Annotated in this window: 17 protein-coding genes and 2 tRNA genes; 6 read left to right on the forward strand and 13 right to left on the reverse strand. The window is 57.1% G+C overall.

Going from position 1 to position 17,375, the window contains the following annotated elements; genetic code table 11:
- Positions 1–4: 4 nt before the first annotated feature.
- Both VF694_RS07050 and VF694_RS07055 read right to left on the reverse strand, forming a co-directional pair.
- A complete protein-coding gene (locus VF694_RS07050; RefSeq protein WP_003802619.1) occupies positions 5–1,672 on the reverse strand; it encodes an ABC transporter permease in 1,668 nt (555 codons plus the stop codon).
- A 5-nt stretch (positions 1,673–1,677) separates the two neighbouring features.
- A complete protein-coding gene (locus tag VF694_RS07055) occupies positions 1,678–2,727 on the reverse strand; it encodes an ABC transporter ATP-binding protein (protein WP_003802617.1) in 1,050 nt (349 codons plus the stop codon).
- Between the two features lie 655 nt (positions 2,728–3,382).
- Between VF694_RS07055 and VF694_RS07060 the strand changes: the two genes are divergently transcribed.
- The 3 genes from VF694_RS07060 to VF694_RS07070 are packed head-to-tail and all read left to right on the forward strand — an operon-like array spanning position 3,383 to position 6,259.
- A complete protein-coding gene (locus VF694_RS07060; protein WP_003802615.1) occupies positions 3,383–4,501 on the forward strand; it encodes an NAD(P) transhydrogenase subunit alpha in 1,119 nt (372 codons plus the stop codon).
- A 4-nt stretch (positions 4,502–4,505) separates the two neighbouring features.
- Positions 4,506–4,826, forward strand: coding sequence for an NAD(P) transhydrogenase subunit alpha (locus tag VF694_RS07065; protein ID WP_003802613.1), 321 nt, complete (start codon positions 4,506–4,508; stop codon positions 4,824–4,826).
- A complete protein-coding gene (locus tag VF694_RS07070) occupies positions 4,823–6,259 on the forward strand; it encodes an NAD(P)(+) transhydrogenase (Re/Si-specific) subunit beta (protein WP_003802611.1) in 1,437 nt (478 codons plus the stop codon). Before VF694_RS07065 ends, VF694_RS07070 begins: the two co-directional genes overlap by 4 nt.
- Before the next feature lie 86 nt (positions 6,260–6,345).
- Here VF694_RS07070 and VF694_RS07075 read toward each other — a convergent pair whose 3' ends face one another.
- The 4 genes from VF694_RS07075 to VF694_RS07090 all read right to left on the reverse strand — a co-directional run bounded on the left by VF694_RS07075 (position 6,346) and on the right by VF694_RS07090 (position 8,276).
- Positions 6,346–6,678 carry a hypothetical protein gene (locus VF694_RS07075; protein WP_301606931.1) on the reverse strand — a complete coding sequence of 111 codons (333 nt, stop codon included), beginning with the start codon at positions 6,676–6,678 and terminating at the stop codon, positions 6,346–6,348.
- 85 nt (positions 6,679–6,763) lie between these two features.
- Positions 6,764–7,147, reverse strand: coding sequence for a hypothetical protein (locus VF694_RS07080; RefSeq protein WP_003802606.1), 384 nt, complete (start codon positions 7,145–7,147; stop codon positions 6,764–6,766).
- 516 nt (positions 7,148–7,663) lie between these two features.
- Positions 7,664–7,740, reverse strand: a tRNA-Arg gene (locus tag VF694_RS07085).
- A gap of 459 nt (positions 7,741–8,199) precedes the next feature.
- Positions 8,200–8,276 (reverse strand) — tRNA-Arg (locus tag VF694_RS07090).
- A gap of 484 nt (positions 8,277–8,760) precedes the next feature.
- Between VF694_RS07090 and VF694_RS07095 the strand changes: the two genes are divergently transcribed.
- Positions 8,761–9,930 carry an alpha-hydroxy acid oxidase gene (locus VF694_RS07095; protein ID WP_003802604.1) on the forward strand — a complete coding sequence of 390 codons (1,170 nt, stop codon included), beginning with the start codon at positions 8,761–8,763 and terminating at the stop codon, positions 9,928–9,930.
- Here the strand turns inward: VF694_RS07095 and VF694_RS07100 are convergent.
- From VF694_RS07100 to VF694_RS07130, 7 genes are all read right to left on the reverse strand, one after another.
- Positions 9,924–10,937 carry a glutathione S-transferase family protein gene (locus tag VF694_RS07100; protein WP_240209047.1) on the reverse strand — a complete coding sequence of 338 codons (1,014 nt, stop codon included), beginning with the start codon at positions 10,935–10,937 and terminating at the stop codon, positions 9,924–9,926. The two genes, VF694_RS07095 and VF694_RS07100, sit on opposite strands and share 7 nt — an antisense overlap.
- Before the next feature lie 14 nt (positions 10,938–10,951).
- Positions 10,952–11,551 (reverse strand): NAD(P)H:quinone oxidoreductase, encoded by a 600-nt coding sequence (gene wrbA, locus VF694_RS07105; RefSeq protein ID WP_440163993.1) that lies wholly within the window; start codon positions 11,549–11,551, stop codon positions 10,952–10,954.
- A 171-nt stretch (positions 11,552–11,722) separates the two neighbouring features.
- Positions 11,723–12,130 (reverse strand): PaaI family thioesterase, encoded by a 408-nt coding sequence (locus tag VF694_RS07110; protein WP_003802598.1) that lies wholly within the window; start codon positions 12,128–12,130, stop codon positions 11,723–11,725.
- A gap of 5 nt (positions 12,131–12,135) precedes the next feature.
- Complete coding sequence (locus VF694_RS07115) at positions 12,136–12,450, reverse strand: I78 family peptidase inhibitor (protein ID WP_336579733.1); 315 nt, start codon at positions 12,448–12,450, stop codon at positions 12,136–12,138.
- A 60-nt stretch (positions 12,451–12,510) separates the two neighbouring features.
- The gene (locus tag VF694_RS07120) at positions 12,511–13,128 is read right to left on the reverse strand and encodes a DNA-3-methyladenine glycosylase (protein WP_003802594.1); all 618 of its coding nucleotides are present in this window, start codon (positions 13,126–13,128) and stop codon (positions 12,511–12,513) included.
- On the reverse strand, positions 13,121–14,158 hold the full coding sequence (locus tag VF694_RS07125) for an adenosine deaminase (protein WP_440163994.1): 1,038 nt from the start codon (positions 14,156–14,158) through the stop codon (positions 13,121–13,123). Before VF694_RS07125 ends, VF694_RS07120 begins: the two co-directional genes overlap by 8 nt.
- A gap of 57 nt (positions 14,159–14,215) precedes the next feature.
- A complete protein-coding gene (locus VF694_RS07130; RefSeq protein WP_039943524.1) occupies positions 14,216–14,596 on the reverse strand; it encodes a DUF423 domain-containing protein in 381 nt (126 codons plus the stop codon).
- A gap of 92 nt (positions 14,597–14,688) precedes the next feature.
- On the opposite strand from VF694_RS07130, the gene VF694_RS07135 reads away from it, so the two are divergent.
- Positions 14,689–15,693, forward strand: a complete 1,005-nt coding sequence (locus tag VF694_RS07135; RefSeq protein ID WP_440163995.1) for a magnesium and cobalt transport protein CorA — start codon at positions 14,689–14,691, stop codon at positions 15,691–15,693.
- Positions 15,694–15,734: 41 nt separating this feature from the next.
- On the forward strand, positions 15,735–17,327 hold the full coding sequence (locus tag VF694_RS07140) for an acyl-CoA dehydrogenase family protein (protein ID WP_003802586.1): 1,593 nt from the start codon (positions 15,735–15,737) through the stop codon (positions 17,325–17,327).
- Positions 17,328–17,375: the final 48 nt, after the last annotated feature.

Genomic DNA, 17,375 nt, shown 5'->3' on the forward strand with positions numbered 1-17,375 from the left:
TAGATTAGCGGCTGGAAAACAGATCCAGCTTGAGGAAACGGATAGCCAGATAAATAGGCACCAGAATCACGACCATCAAGATCACGCCATAGGCCGAGGCGCGGGCCAGAAAACCGGCGTCAATCTGGCGGAACATCTGGATGGGCATGGTTTCCATCCCACCGTAATACAGCACGATCGTGGCGGAAATTTCGGCCAGGGAAGTCACCCACATCAGGATGGCCGCCCCCAAAATGGCTGGCTTCATCAAGGGCAACACCACCTTGAAGAAACTCTGAAAAGGACTGACACCCAGGTTGATGGAGGCTTCTTCGATCGAGTCGGGAATGTTGTAGAGCGAGGCCGACGCGGAGCGAATGGAAAAGGGCACCTTGCGCACAAAGTAGGCGCCGGCCATGATGACCCAGGTGCCGGTGAGCACCAGCATGCCGCTGTTGTAGGTCTGGATCAGGGCGATACCGAGCACAGTGCCTGAAATGGCCAGGGGCAGCATCACCATATAGTCCAGCGCCGTCACCACGAACAGTCGCTTTTTCACGATCAAGTAACTGCAGATCGTGGCAAAGCAGGTGCCTGCAACGGTGGCGACACTGGCCAGCATCAGCGAGTTCAGGATGGGCTCCGGTGCGTAACGCAGGGCGCGCTCCATATTGTCCAGGGTGAAGGTCCCGTATTGCATGACCGGGCCGCTGGCTTTGGTGAACGCGCCAATCAGCACGATAAAGGCCGGAATCAGCGAGAAGGTCACAAAGAGCACGGCGCCGATGGTCAGCAAGATGCCGGCCAGGCCTTGGGCGCGTACAGGACGCGGCGCACGGCCTTGCTGCATCTGGAAGGTCTTGCGCTCCAGAACCCGTTTCTGGATGAACAGCACGGCACCGACCAGAATTACCGAGACGACGGCCAGCACGCCTTGCATGGTGGGGTTGCCACTCATTTCGGACAGAAAGGTAGTGTAGGTCAGCGAGGACAGTACATCGACCTGACCGCCCAGAATCATGGGGATGGAGAAGTTGTCCACGGCCAGTGTGAACACAATCATGGCATTGACCAGCAAGGCAGGCATCAGCACCGGAAAGGTGACGCTAAGCGCGCGCTTGAAGTTGCTGGCCCCCAGGTTCACAGCCGCTTCTTCCAGCGTACCGTCAATAGCCTTGAGCGCCGCCAGCATGCCGATATACACATAGGTGTAATCGTTCAGGATCAGCACGTAAGACATGCCAAACCAGCCGTAGAAGCTGGGCAGGTCGATGCCGATGTTCTCCAGCGCCAGACGCACCACGCCGTTATTGCCCAGCAGCATCAGCCAGGCCTGCGAGACAATGATGTCCGGCAGCACAATGGTGGTCAGCGGCAAAATGGCGACAATGGCTTTGCCGGGAAAGTCGTAGCGCGCCACCACATAGGCCAGTGGAGCGCCCAGCAGCAAGGTGCCGATGGTGGAAATCAGCCCCAGCTTGATGGTGTTGAAAAAGGCCTCGACGTAGCGGGGGTCACTGAAAAAGGTTTCAAAGCCGTGCAGGCTGGGCAGGCCCGTTGCCGGATCAACGACACTTTGATAGAACAAGGAAGCCAGTGGCCAGACGACCCAGAAAACCAGTACCACCAGACAAACCAGGGCAGGCAGGAACCAGGGAGAACGAAGGGCCAGGGGTCTTGCAGCAATAGCCATGAGTATTACGCCTCGACCAGACGACATTCAGGGCTAAAGCTCAGGTTCACCGAGCGGCCTGCCAAAAGATGGGGGTCCAGGGCGGCCGCAACGTCAGCAATGATCTGTTTGCCGTCATTGAGCTTCAGGCTGTAGGCCGTTTTGGTCCCCAGATACTGGCGAGCCACCACTTGGGCGGGGATGCTGCCAGCCAGCGCTTGCGTATGCAGCGTGATGTGTTCGGGACGTACCGCCAGCAAGACCTGGCCTGCTGGGGGCGGATTGTTCACCATGATATGGCCGCCTGCGATGCTGACGGTGGTGTGGTCGGGCTCCTGATGAACGCCCAGGGTGTCGATCAGGTTGGCCGCCCCAATAAAGTCGGCAGCATACGCTGTACGTGGGCTGGAGTACATCAGTTCAGGTGTATCGAGCTGGTCGATGCGACCTTGGCGCAACAAAGCGATGCGGTCCGACATGGACAGGGCTTCTTCCTGGTCATGTGTCACGAAAATAGCCGTGATGTTCGATTCCTGTTGCAGTTCACGAATGACCTGACGCATCTGAATGCGCAGCTTGGCATCCAGGTTGGACAGGGGCTCGTCCATCAGCAACACCCGGGGTTCGATCACCAGGGCACGGGCCAGGGCCACCCGCTGACGTTGACCGCCTGACAGTTCAGCAGGGTAACGCTGGGCCATGCCGCCCAGCTCGACGCGGTCCAGAATGTAGCCGACTTTTTTCTTTATGTCGCTGCTGCTGACTTTACGTACCCGCAAGCCGTAGGCCACGTTGTCAAAGACGCTCTTGTCCGGAAACAGGGCGTAGTCCTGAAATACCATGCCGGTCTCGCGCTTGTGGGCGGGCAGGTAGGTAATATCTTCTTTGTCCAGATACAGACGGCCTTCATCGGGGATGATGAAACCGGCAATCATGCGTAGCAAGGTGGTTTTGCCACAGCCGCTCGGGCCTAATAATGTGAAGAATTCACCGTGCCGGATTTCCAGGCTCAGTTCATTGATGATGGTGTTGCTGCCGTAGCGTTTAACGACGCGATCGATGTGGATGTCTGCCATGGGGATAGATCAGCCTGGGACTGAATAATGCAGGTAAGCCGCGCTGCAAGAAGGCGGTTGCCTAGGCTTTTAAAGGAAGTGGCTCAGGCGCCGCCGGCGATATAAACCGCCCTGGGGCCTTGGCACAAACAATAATTACAAGTTGATGACATGTTTTATACGAAGTTGCTATCTTAGCAGCAGGTCAATGCTTGTAGTTTTAATTATCAGGCAACTAAGTCTTTGGAAATGGCTGGCCTGGCAGGATGTGCGCGATGCGCAGAGAAAAAAAATCTGCCGCTCACGCCCTCTGTTGCGATAATCAGGTGGTAGTAATGTGTCTTGCGTTTTTGTCTAAAGCGGTCTAGTGCGGGTGCAGATTTCTTGTGTCAAATAAAGGCCCTTATAGTGAGTTCCAAAAAGAATGACTGTTTTTGACAGCGCGCAGGAGAGGGAGAGGGAAACAAAAGGATAGCGTTCTATCCTGTTTAAGCAGGCGTGTCAGACGCCTGTACTTGCGCATCCGAATTTATAGAGAGTGTTCCGGTGTGGTGTGGAAGCACACATCGGGCCGGTGTGGTTGCTGAGTCGCGTCTGAAAAGAGGCAGACTCACCCAGCCGGGTACTGCACGTCGTCAGAGATCGTAGAAGTTAGTTAATTAACTGGAGATTGAAGATGCGACTGGGTGTACTAAGCCCCCGGGGGACCGGGGAAAAGAGGGTAGCGGCCACGCCCGATACCGTCAGGGCCTACCGCAAGGCGGGCCATGATGTGATTGTCGAGGCGGGTGCTGGACAGGGTATTGCCAGCTCGGATGCAGACTACGAGGCGGCAGGGGCTACGATAGGCGATCCCTATCAGGCCACCGTACTGCTGCTTGTAGGGCCAGCCGATGTGGATCTGGCCCGTCTACGTGCCGAACATGTGCTCGTCGGTATGCTGGACCCCTATGAGAGCCAGGGTCTGGATGGACTGGCTGCTTCTGGTTGCCAGGCATTTGCCCTGGAGCTGATCCCGCGTACGACGCGGGCGCAAAGCATGGACGTTCTGTCCTCGCAGGCCAATATCGCAGGGTATGCCGCAGTGCTTAAAGCGGCCACTTTGTATCCCCGATTCTTTCCCATGATGATGACCGCGGCGGGTACCGTCAAAGCAGCCCGTGTCGTGGTGCTGGGCGCGGGGGTGGCCGGTTTGCAGGCGATTGCGACGGCCCGTCGTCTGGGGGCGGTGGTCGAGGCCTCTGACGTGCGTCCGGCTGCCCGTGAGCAGATTGAGTCGCTAGGTGGCAAGTTCATTGACGTACCTTACGAGACTGACGAAGAGCGGGAAGCGGCGCAAGGCGTAGGCGGCTATGCGCGTCCCATGCCTGCTTCCTGGTTGCAACGACAGGCGGCGGTGGTGGCGGCACGTTGCGCCCAGGCCGACGTCATCATCACCACGGCCTTGATTCCGGGGCGTCCCGCCCCGCGCCTGATTGCCGAGGAAGTGGTGCAGTCCATGCGGGCGGGTTCGGTCATTGTTGACCTGGCTGCGGCACGCGGTGGCAACTGCGCCTTGACCGAAGCCGATCGGATTGTGGAAAAGCATGGCGTGACCCTGGTGGGCGAGACCAACTTTCCGGCTCGCGTTGCCGCGGATGCGTCTGCCTTGTATGCCCGCAATATTCAACAGTTTCTGGGCTTGATGCTCAAGGATCAGTCTGACGAGCTGCATATCCCTGCGGACGACGACATTGTGAATGCCAGCCGGGTGGTTCAGGGTGGTAAACGACTCTTTCCACAGCAGGGAGCCTGAGATCATGGATATTATTTCTCCCCTGGTCATTAATCTGATCATCTTTGTACTGGCCATTTACGTGGGTTACCACGTGGTCTGGACAGTGACGCCCGCTTTGCACACCCCCTTGATGGCGGTGACCAACGCCATCTCGGCCATCATCATTGTGGGCGGTATGCTGGCGGCAGCCCTAACCGAAAGCACCTGGGCACAGGTGATGGGCATCATCGCCACCGCGCTGGCCTCGGTTAACGTGTTCGGTGGTTTTCTGGTAACCCGCCGCATGTTGGAAATGTTTAAAAAGAAGGGCGCTAAAAATACGCCCAAGGAAGGGCAATCATGATTTCCATGAATACCGTTACCTTGTGCTATTTACTGGCTTCAGTGTGTTTCATTCAGGCCCTGAAAGGCTTGTCGCATCCAGCCAGTTCGCGTCGTGGCAATCTGTTCGGCATGGTGGGGATGGCCTTGGCCATTGCCACCACCGCCGTGCTGATTTACAGCCTGGCTCCTGAAGGCAAAGAGCTTTCTGGCCTGCTGCGGGTTCTGATCGGTCTGGTCATTGGCGGCGTGCTCGGCACCATCATGGCACGCCGTGTCGAGATGACCAAAATGCCGGAGCTGGTGGCCTTCATGCACAGCATGATTGGTCTGGCTGCGGTCGCCATTGCGATTGCCGTGGTGCTGGAGCCGGTGGCATTCGGGATTGGTTCGGCCGAGGTGGCGCTGCCCATGGGTAACCGTGTGGAGCTGGCCTTGGGCGCGCTGGTCGGTGCCATTACCTTCTCCGGTTCGGTGATTGCATTTGGCAAGCTGTCGGGCAAATACAAATTCCGACTGTTCCAAGGGGCGCCCGTCACTTTTAAAGGTCAGCACATGCTGAACCTGCTGCTCGGGCTCTTGGCCCTGCTCTGCGGTGCGATCTTTGTGATGACCCAGGCTTGGTGGGCCTTTGGCGTGCTGCTGGCCTTGTCCTTCCTGCTGGGCGTGATGTTGATCATCCCGATTGGCGGGGCGGACATGCCGGTGGTGGTCTCCATGCTGAACAGCTATTCGGGCTGGGCCGCAGCAGGGATTGGTTTCTCCCTGAACAACTCCATGCTGATCATTGCCGGTTCGCTGGTGGGTTCTTCCGGTGCAATTCTGTCCTACATCATGTGCAAGGCCATGAACCGTGCCTTCTTCAACGTGATACTGGGCGGTTTTGGTGCCAATCCGGAAGCGGCTGCCGGTGGCGCGGATCAGGGCAATCGTTCGGTGAAATCCGGCAGTGCAGAAGATGCCGCTTTCATGATGAGCAATGCCGAGTCCGTGGTGATTGTGCCCGGTTACGGTTTGGCCGTGGCCCGTGCTCAACACGCCTTGAAAGAGTTGTCGGACAAGCTGACCAGCCAGGGCGTGAATGTGCGCTACGCGATTCATCCGGTGGCCGGTCGTATGCCTGGCCATATGAACGTCTTGCTGGCTGAGGCCGAAATGCCTTATGAGCAAGTCTTTGAAATGGACGACATCAATAGCGAGTTTGCGCAGACCGATGTGGTGCTGGTGCTGGGGGCCAATGACGTGGTTAACCCGGCCGCCAAGAACGATCCGGCTTCGCCAATTGCGGGCATGCCGATTCTGGAAGCGTACAAGGCCCGAACCGTGATCGTGAACAAGCGGTCCATGGCCGCCGGTTATGCCGGTCTGGATAACGAGCTGTTCTATATGGACAAGACCATGATGGTGTTTGGCGATGCCAAAAAGACCATCGAAGATATGGTCAAAGCGTTGTAAACCTTTTGGGGTTTTGGCGCTGGCAGTAAAAAAGCGCTCTGGTTCCTTGGGGGGGCCAGAGCGCTTTCTTGTTGGGAAGAGCGAATTTAAAACTTGGGGCCGGAGCGCAATTGCTCGCACATTTGTTGGCGCTGCGCTTCGCTGATCGTGGCCATGTCCTTGCTGCCGCGTTCCAGACCTGCATTGAACGCTGCTTCAAAGTCGGCTTCGTTCAGGCCCATCTCTTTCATGGACTGCTGTTGCTTTTCCTTCATTTCTTTCAATTGCGCCTCGGAGTAGTCGCCGCAGACTTTTGCGGCGGCGTGCATGGCACCACCCATTTGGGCAAGCTGGGTCGAGGGAGGCGTGTTTTGCGCGAAGGCCAGGCCGCAGGCCAGAAGCAGGCCGGCGGGCAGTAAACGGAAAATGCGTGAAGTCATGATGAGTCTCGTTGCCTTGCTGTAAAAAAGCCTGGGCTGACCCGCCCAGGCTTTTGAGTATAGCCAGTCTTAAACCAAGCGGTTTTTAGATCTGCGATAAGCTGTAGTCGGAAACCTTATTGTTTTGAAAATGAATGAACAGCGTGTAGGAATCCGCCGGTGCTGCACCCGTAAGGCTGCTGGCGGCCCCCAGTCCGAAGGCACCCATGGCAGAGGACAGCAAGTCAGCGTTTGCGGTGTTACGGGGAGAGTAGGTCCACATCGATGGTCCGTTTGGGCCTTCTTGAGTGGTATCGGGTTTGCCGTAGAGCTGGCGCACTTGCTCAGAGGTGGTGACGCCTGGTTTCAGGTGTGTTTTTAGGTAGGCGGCAGTGAACTTGTCTTCGCCTCCCGTTCCACCACCCTGTAGGGTCTGGCAGGCAGCAAGTGGAATGGACAGTAAAAGCGCAGCGAGCATGCGACGAGTCATGGGTTTCCTCTTTAGATTAATGAACAGATCTGCTTTGTTTGTTTTCGGGTCTATTCAAAGATGGGAATAGCCCAAGATGTGCCAACGACAGGCTGCACCGGGATATCGGTTTCAGCAGGTACAAGCCGGACGGCTCAATTTTCTCTGTCGTATGTGACTGCGTGTTGTACGCAGCCCGTGGCATAAGCTCTTGGAATGGTATGTCCCCTCTTTTAATTCGTGTTGGCAATAATAGAGAGGTTTTACCCTAATTTTTTGAAATTAAAAGAATGTTTCAATTGTTACATCTGGTTCGTGGCATTTGTGAAGTTCAGTTTATAAACGCCTGGGCAGGGACTTGAGGATGAGTGTTGTGCTTTTCTGCCTGACAAGGCTGATGGGTGGAAACAATTAACTTTGCCCGCTGCATGCAAATCACAGGAAAAAAGCAGAGAAACCGGGAGAGTCAGGTTGGGTAAAAAAGCGGAAAGACAAACGAAAAAAGCCACTTCCGAAGAAGTGGCTTTTTTCTTTATATGGCGCGGCTGGCAAGATTCGAACTCACGACCCCTTGGTTCGTAGCCAAGTACTCTATCCAACTGAGCTACAGCCGCCAAAGAAATGAAACTATAGCAGACTATTTGCGAGCTTGGCAAGCCTGTAATACTCTTTTTTTTAAAATAAATACGAAAATGGTTCGGCTTGACTGAGCAGCGGGCCAGAGGAAGAGGGGGAGTCCATTACGATTGGTGCCTGAGTTGGCCGCTTGTACTAGTTTTCCTGGAGTCGGATGAGTCCAAAACGTCCCGATGTCATGAAGGGAACTTGCTTCGGACAGGCAGAAAAGTGCATTGGAGTGTGAAGAATGGCAGGCAGGGCGTGAGTCCGCTTTTCAGTCGAGCAGCTCGCAGCGGCAGAATGCATACGAGGCAAGCGCCAGGACCTGAGAGTAAGGGGCGTGCGCAGTGTGTCATTGATGACAGAAACAAAAAAGCCACAATGAAAATTCATTGTGGCTTTACTTGCCAAGACTGAAGTCTTGAAGACTGTTCTATATAGAACACTCTTGAATATGGCGCGGCTGGCAGGATTCGAACCCACGACCCCTTGGTTCGTAGCCAAGTACTCTATCCAACTGAGCTACAGCCGCTAAAGAAGTAGAACTATAGCACGGCTATTTTTACTTGTCACCACAATATCGAATTTTTTTTCGATAAAGTTTCGATGAATAGTCGTTTTTCGGTTGGGCACGTGCTTGGCAAGGGCTGGTTTCAAGGCGATGAGATGGCTGGAGAGGCCAAACGGCTCGCAGTGGCTTCTCGTCGGATCGGCCTGGAGAGGCAACGCAGCTCAACAAAGAGCCAGTCAGCCCTGGGGGAGCTGCGTTAAGAAAGGTTTTGTTCGTGTATCGCGAGTAGTTCGCGCGTCAGGGGGCATTGAGCAGCCTCTTGGGGGAGTGTGCTTTAGCAGGAACAGTGAGCCGTCTATCAGGACTGGTGTGCTCGACTGAGGGCCCTAAGCCATCTCTGGGGGGTGACCCCGTCTACGCGGAACAAGAGCCAGCCAGTCGGGGATGACTTGCCCCCAGGGAAACAAAGTCGCATTATTACGCCATTGTTTTGGAGCTGAATGTCATGGATCTGTCGAAAATTACCTGCACTGAAGATTTCCGCCTGGTGGCTAAACGCCGCGTGCCCAAGATGTTTTATGACTACGCCGACTCTGGCTCTTGGACGCAAGGGACGTATCAGGCTAATGAGCAGGATTTTCACAAGCTGAAATTCAGACAGCGTGTGGCAGTGGATATTGGTCATCGCAGTATAAGGACGACGCTGTTGGGGCAGGACGTGGCCATGCCAGTGGCTATTGCCCCCACAGGCCTGACGGGTATGCAGCATGCCGACGGCGAAATGCTGGCCGCTTTGGCTGCTCGGGACTTTGGTATTCCTTTCACACTGTCCACCATGAGTGTGTGCTCGCTCGAGGATGTGGCTCAGGCGACCCGTAGTCCGTTCTGGTTTCAGCTCTACGTCATGCGTGATCGCAGTTTTATTGAAAACCTGATTGCGCGTGCCAAAGCAGCTCATTGCTCGGCGCTGGTTCTGACTCTGGACTTGCAGGTGCTGGGGCAGCGTCACAAAGACATCAAAAACGGTTTGACGACGCCTCCGCGCCTGACGGTGCCCAATCTGCTCAATCTGGCGACCAAACCATATTGGTGTCGCAACATGTTGCGCACCCATCGCCGCAGTTTTGGCAATATTGTCGGCCATGCCAAGGGCGTTTCGGATTTGCGTTCTTTGGCGACCTGGACCGCCGAGCAGTTTGACCCGAGCTTGAGCTGGAAAGATATCGAGTGGATCAAAAATGCCTGGGGCGGCAAACTGATTGTCAAAGGCATTATGGATGCGGACGATGCTCGCCATGCAGTCGACAGCGGCGCCGATGCGCTGATCGTGTCCAATCACGGCGGTCGTCAGCTCGATGGTGCGCCTTCTTCCATTTCCTGCCTGCCGGCTATCAGCAAGGCGGTGGGTGACAAGATCGAGGTGCTGGTCGACGGAGGAGTTCGCAGTGGTCAGGATGTGTTGCGGGCACGGGCCCTGGGCGCCCAGGGAGCGATGATTGGCCGTGCTTTTCTCTACGCTTTGGGAGCGGCCGGTCAGCCCGGCGTGGCTCGCTTGCTCAAATTGATGGCCAATGAACTGGATGTGTCCATGGCTTTTTGCGGGCGCACCGACATTAATCAGGTTGACCGATCTATTTTGCTCAATCCTGATATTTTTGATCGCCCCGGTTACTGAAGACCAATATGCAAGGGGCCTGGCTGGGCAGGTAAATGGCCGCGTCCGTGGGGCCCGTTCAGATCCATGAGTGGGCCAGCGGGCACAATGCCTGTCGGGTTCAAATGGCGGTGACTGCTGTAGTAATGGGTTTTGATGTGATCCAGATTGACGGTATCGGCGATGCCGGGCATCTGGTACAGCTCCAGCATGTAGTTCCACAGATTCGGATAGTCGATCAAACGGCGCAGATTACATTTGAAGTGGCCGACATAGACCGGATCGAAGCGGATCAAGGTAGTGAACAGACGCCAGTCGGCCTCAGTGAGCCGTGTACCAGTCAGATAGCGCTGTTGGGCCAGTCGGGTTTCCAAGCCGTCCAGACTCTGGAACAGCGCATGCACGGCAGTGTTGTAGGCAGACTGTGAGCGGGCAAAGCCGGCTTTGTACACGCCGTTGTTTACCGCGTCGTAGACATGGCCATTGATCTGCTCGATTTGGGTACGCAAGTCGAGCGGAGCCATATCCAGACTGCGTGCCCCCAAGGTATCGAATGCGTTATTGAAAATACGCATGATATCGGAGGACTCATTGTTGATGATCGTGGCCCGATGCTTGTCCCACAGCACGGGAACCGTAATGCGGCCGGTAAAGTTCGGATCAGCCTTGGCGTAGAGCTGGTGCAGGAACTGGGCATCCATGACTGGATCGGCGATCACACCTTCAGCCGGCTCAAACGTCCAGCCTTGATCGTCCATGACAGGATTCACAACTGAGACGGAAATCAGTTTGTGCAGTCCTTTCAGTTCGCGCATGATCAAGGTGCGATGCGCCCAAGGGCAGGCCAGCGACACATACAGGTGATAGCGGTTGGCCTGAGCGGGCTGTGCCGCCTGTCCCTGGGGACCGGGGCCGCCATCGGCCGTAATCCAGTCCCGGAAGGTGGACTGGGCACGCTGAAATGTATCGGACTCAGTACGGCTGACTGGCTCTTTGCTGTGCCATTGCCCTTCAATCATCATGCCCATTCTTGTCCTCCGTTTTAGCCTTTCAGCTTGATGGCAATTTCAGCGATATGACGGCCCTGGAAGCGGGCACCGTCCAGCTCGTTCTGGCTTGGTTGGCGCGATCCGTCGCCACCGGCAATGGTAGAGGCTCCGTAGGGGCTGCCGCCGGTTACCTCATCGAGCAGGGTCTGACCCGCAAAGCTATAGGGCAGGCCCACCACAATCATCCCAAAGTGCATCAGGTTGTGAATAATGGACAGCAGCGTGAGCTCCTGCCCGCCGTGCTGGGTAGCAGTGGACGTAAAGGCGCCACCTACCTTGCCATTGAGGGCGCCGCGTGCCCACAGGCCACCGGCCTGGTCCAGAAAACTGGCCATTTGTGAACTGATACGCCCAAATCGGGTGCCGGTGCCCACAATAATGGCGTCATAGTTTTCCAGGTCGGCAATCGAGGCAACCGGAGCGGCCTGATCCAGCTTGAAATTCGCTTTCTGGGCCACCGCTTCCGGGACCAGTTCGGGGACACGTTTGATATCCACCGTCGCACCAGCGCTTTGCGCACCTTCAGCCACCGCTTGGGCCATTTTCTCAATGTGGCCGTAGGCGGAGTAATAGAGAACCAGGACTTTTGCCATTTGAATGTCTCCAGAAAAGCGATCAACAAGGAATCGGACGGGGCAGCGGCCCCTGGACAAGGCCGGGGGCGAGCATGCTATGACGATGATAGTCGGGCCTGCCCTGCTATGACAAACCGCCAGGCTATTTGTTTTGTGTCAGAGTCTGTCTTGTTGTCTGCTCGGCCGCGCTCAACCTGGCAACAGGGCGTAGGTGGTGGTGGCGTGGGCGGCCAGGCGGTCCTGTTCATCAAACAGCTTGATGTCGCCAAAGACCATGCTCTTGCCTCGTTTCAGAACCTGGGCATGGACCAGGACATCGCCTTGGGCAACCGGGCGCACAAAACTGGTGTTCAGTGAAACGGTGGTCATGGGACGGAATTCGCCCAGGCTTTGGCTGATGGCCAGCACCATCGCGGTATCGGCTGCCGCCATATAAACCTGACCGCACACCACCCCCGCGACATGGGTCAATTGTTCTGAAAAGGGCAGGCGCAGCACTACGCCGTCCTCCTGCACCTTTTCCACGCGCAGCTTCAAGGCTTGCACCCAGGGCGCGAACAGCGTGTTCAGCAGGTGTTGGCTTTGCTCGTGAGTCATGGGGCTTAGCCGCAGTAGACCGACAAAATGTGGTTTTGCTCATCGACCCGGATGTTCAGGCGAGTAGGGTCGTAGTCGGTGGTGTACATACGATCCGGAGCCAGAATGCGGGCTTGCGAGGCACCGGCCTGTTTGACAAGACGTTCAATCTGGCTTTGGCTGGCTGTTTGTCCGGCCGGGCTCAGGGAGTCGGCATCGCACAGCCCCCCCGAGGTGTTGCGCAACGACGAACTTGAACCGCTTTGGGCGCTATTGCCCGTGGCCGTGCAGGCGACCAGAAAAACGGCGGGAAGGACGCTAAGGAGTACGGAGAGTCGCATGAGAAATCCTTTAAAGCAGCTGGGAAGCATTCAGAGCTTGAAGGACTAATAATACCTGTTCTAGACGGGGCGTTTAAGGCCCTTTGTGCTGCGTTTTGCAGCGGTTTTACCCGGTTTGACCGAGACCTGCGGGTGCTGTGCGATGGCGTAGCGCAGCGGGGCCGTGGCCCAGTCGCCTGCATAGTCCACGCCGATGCGCGGGCCGATGTGGATCTGCTCGGGCGCCAGAGCGGGAGCGTCCAGCAGATGCAAGGTGGGGGAGCAGGCATCGGCACCGTTATAGGCCTTGTCGATATCCAGCCCTTTGCACAGCCGTCCCGGCCCGGACAGGGAAGGCCCTTCCAGGGGAGAGGCCCATTGGGCGGCTCGCAGCAGCACCGCCGTGCCGTCTCCTTCCACGCCACTGACGATATTCATGCAGTGATGCAGGCCGTAGATCAGATAAATGTAGGCATAGCCGGCCGGGCCAAACATCAGTCGGGTGCGATCGGTGATACCTCGCCGGCTGTGGGCGGCCTGGTCCTGGGGGCCGAGATAGGCCTCGGTTTCCACAATGGTGGCGCAGCGTTGGCCGCGTTCGTCATTCAGCACTAGTGTTTTGCCTAACAACTCCAGGGCGACGTAACGTGGGTCGCGGGCAAAAAACGCCCGCGGCAGATACAGGGAAGGCTTAGCCATGGCCGGGAATAGACTCCAGCTTGTTCAACCAGAACTGCTGCTTTTCCTTGGGCAAAAAGGAGGCGCGCAGACTATTGGCCGCCAGCGTGCGCAAGTCCGCTTCCTGTAAGCCCAGGGCTTGGGCGGTCTGCATATAGTTATCCAGCAGGTAGCCCCCGAAATAGGCCGGGTCGTCCGAGTTCACGCATACATTCAAGCCGCGATCAAGCAAATGCTTCAGGTTGTGTTGGTCAAGACTATCAAACACCTTGAGCTTGATGTTGGACAGAGGGCAGACCGTCAAGGGAATGGCGTGATCGATCAGGTACTGCATCAAGGCCGGATCATCCTGGCTGCGCACACCATGGTCGATGCGTTCCACGTTCAGAAGCTGCAGCGCATCGCGCACATAGCTGGCCGGGCCTTCCTCGCCGGCATGAGCAACTAGGCGAAAGCCCAGTTCACGGCAATGAGCATAGGCTTTCTCGAATTTGGCGGGTGGGTTGCCTTTCTCTGAGGAGTCCAGACCAATGGCGACCCACAGATCTGCATACTGTTCGCGCAAGGGCAGGGCCGCTTTCAAGGTCTCAAAGGCGTCCGCCTCGCTGAGGTGACGCAGAAAGCTCAGGATCAGATAGCTGCTGATACCCAGTTCGGATCTGGCTTGGCGTGCCGCCCGCGCAATGCCTGCGAATACGGTTTCCATGGCAACGCCGCGGGCCGTATGTGTCTGCGGGTCAAACATGATTTCGGTGTGGACAATGCCATCGGCCTGGGCGCGTAAAAAGTAGGCCCAGCTCATGTCAAAGAAGTCCTGTTCGTGAATCAGGACACCGGCCCCGGCATAGTACAGATCCAGAAAGGACTGCAGATCAGTGAACTGATAGGCAGCCTGCAGGCTGGCCTGGTCGGGGTAGGGCAAGGTGATCTGGTTGCGCTGGGCCAGCTTGAAGATCAAGTCTGGTTCCAGGGTGCCTTCAATATGAAGGTGCAGTTCGGCCTTGGGAAGTTGGCGGGTAAACTCGCGTAAGGACAAAGCGGGATCGGACACGGGGCGCTCCTGTTAGGCAGACTATGCGCCCCATTATACGAAGGCCAGTGTCCCGGGTCAGGCATCCTGGCCGCGCACGGCGGCAAAAGCCAGACAAAGCCAGGCCAGAATCATCGCAACCCCGCCTATCGGGGTAATGGCCCCCAGCCACTTCACACCGCTCAGCACCAGAATGTACAGGCTTCCACTGAAGATCAGGACGCCGACCAGCATCAGGACGGCGCTGCGAGATTGCCAGGCGGGATGAAGCCGGTTACCCAAGGCGGCGATCAGCAACAGGCCCAGTCCATGCAGCAATTGATACAGGACAGCCGTTTGCCAGGTCGCCAGGGCGGAGGCGTCCACCATGGCGCGCAGGGCGTGGGCGCCAAAGGCGCCCAGACCGACGCCTACCGCCATTATCAAGGCCCCCAGGCATAGAATGGTTCGTGATTTCATATTGATCCTTGCTAGTGGCCACCGTCGCGGCGCGTAGGCAGGCCAGTGCTATTATCGAACAAAAAAATTGGCTTTGTCTGCAAGGAGGCAGCATGCAAGAAATAGCTCCGGTCACGCCTGATGTGCAGGATATGGTGGTGGCCGCGTATCGCTATCAGTCTGGCCAGCCTGCCCTGGCTTTGGATATTCATCATTTGCCTGCCCACGATCCCCTGAAGGATGGCTTTATCTGGATTGGCTTGAAAGATCCCAGCGAGGCGATTTTGCGCGAACTGGGGGTTCAACTGGGCCTGCCGGACAATGCGGTCGAGGAACTGATCGCTCCCCATCGCCGTCCCAAGCTGCTGGAGTTTAGCAATTGTCTGATTGTGGTGGCGGTCACCTTGGGTCTGAAAGATTTGCGTCCCTTGCTGGGCACGACGCAGATTCTGATCGCCCACGGCCTGTTGCTGACGGTGCGGCGAGGTTCCAACAGCAGTTATCTGCAGTTGCGTGCCCGCCTGGAAAGTACCCCTGCCTTGCTGGCACGGGGCAGTGATTTTGTCGCCTCAGAACTGCTGGATCTGATTGTGGATCAGTACCAGACTTCCCTGGAGCAGACTGAGAAGGCGGTCGAGGCGATCGAGCAGCAATTTCTGATTCGCGGCTTCAAGGAAAATGATGTGCGGCGGATTTATCGTTTGCGGCGTGATCTGCTGCGAGTCCATACGGCGGTGTCGCCCCTGGCCGAACTGACGCGCCGCTTGTCACGCATTGAACTTGAGTATGTCGATGCGGAAAGCCGGGCTTATTTTGGCGAGGTGTCGGACCGTATTGCCCGTACGGCCGAGTTCATCAATAGCCAGCGACAAGCGCTGGCTTTTGCCTTTGAAGGCAGTTTGATGATCGGACAGATGCAGCAAACCGACACCACCCGAAAGCTGGCGGCCTGGGCGGCCATTCTGGCTGTACCGACTGCAGTTGCGGGGATTTACGGCATGAACTTCAAGCTCATGCCGGAACTGGAGTGGACACTGGGTTATCCCTATGCCTTGGGTTTGATGGGCAGTGTCTGCGGATTCTTGTACTGGAAATTCAAGAAGGCCAAATGGCTCTAGTCTGAATCAGGGAGCGAGAGGGCCGGTATCAAGGAGGCGTGATGGGTCTGGAGCAGCAGTTACAGAATCAAGTGCCGGATTTGATGGATGATGATCTGTTTGGCGAAGATCCGGCCCTACAGTATTGGCAAGCGATGCTGGCGTCTGAGGACGCCCGGCAGGCGCTGGCGGAATATGGGCGCACGCTCGGTTGCGCCCATTGGCGCGAGCAGGGTGCCCTGGCCAACCGTCAGCCACCGCAATGGCGTGGCTGGTCCGCCCAGGGCCAGCGCGTGGACCAGGTGGACTTTCATCCTGCCTGGCATCATCTGATGCAACTGGGTATGGAGCAGGGACTGCACATCTGGCCGTCTGAGGCTCGGGCCGGACACCATCTGCAGCGTGCGATGGGTTTTTACATGCAGGGTCAGATCGAGGCGGGTACCTTGTGTCCTTTGACCATGACGCGGGCGGCCGCCCCTTTGTTGCAGACTGAACCGTTTCAGGACTGGGCCGCCAGGTTGCGCCTTAATCATTATGATCCCTCGGCGCAATGGTTCATGCAAAAAAGCAGTGTGCTTGTGGGCATGGGGATGACGGAAATGCAGGGCGGCTCTGATCTGCGCACCTGCATCACCGAGGCGCACCCCGACTCCCAGGCATTTCGTCTGTACGGGCACAAATGGTTTTTTTCCGTGCCACAGGCGGACGGACATCTGGTGCTGGCTCGTGAGCACGAGCAGTTTTCCTGCTTCCTGATGCCGCGCTATACCGAATATGGGCTGAACCGGCGCTATATACGCCGGCTCAAGGACAAGCTGGGCAATCGTTCCAACGCCAGTGCGGAGATTGATCTTGACGGCGCGCTGGCCTGGCGGGTGGGTCAGGCAGGTCGAGGCATTGCCTTGCTGGCGGCAATGGCGGCCCGTACCCGTATTGATTGCGTGTTGGGCAGCGCCGCCCTGATGCGGCAGGCCTTGGTGCAGTCTTTGCATTATTGTCAGCATCGACGCTCTTTTGGCAAAGCATTAATCGATCAGCCCCTGATGCAGGCCGTTTTGCTGGATATGAGTCTGGAAAGCGAAGCTGCCACTCATCTGGCCTTGTTTCTGGTGGACTTGCAGGAGCGGATCGATGACCCAGTGTCGCAGGCGGTACTGCGTGTCCTGGCTCCAGCGGCCAAGTTCTGGGTGTGCCGTCGGGCTATCGCTCTGTGTGCCGAAGCCATGGAAACCTGGGGGGGCAACGGCTATATCGAGGAAGGACCGATGCCGCGCCTGCTACGGGAAGCCCCTGTCAATTCGATTTGGGAAGGCTCTGGTAATGTGATGTGCCTGGATGTGCAGCGCGCCTTGAGTCAGGAGGGCGTAGGGGAGGCCTTGCAGGCCGATTTGCATGTCCGTACGGGGGATGACGCGGAACTGAGGCAGGCGGCCCAGGATTTATTGAATACGGTTTCTCAGGCTGGGGGCCGTGTCTGGGTGCAGAAGTTGGCTGTTTTGTATCAGGCCTGCCTGATGCGGCAGGTGGCCCCCGATGCTGTGGCGGATCTGTTTGTGGCTCATCGAGTACAACAGGACCCTGCAACCGTGTTCGGCCTGGAGGGCGTCGAGCAGGCCTCCTGGTATTTGCAGCGTGCCTGGCCTCGTCGGTAGGGAGCCCGATGCAGGCGGGCCGCCTAGGGACAATGCTCTGGACAGGCG

It is taken from the genome of Alcaligenes sp. Lyrl_28 (assembly GCF_051948705.1).
Taxonomy (GTDB): Bacteria; Pseudomonadota; Gammaproteobacteria; order Burkholderiales; family Burkholderiaceae_B; genus Alcaligenes; species Alcaligenes ammonioxydans.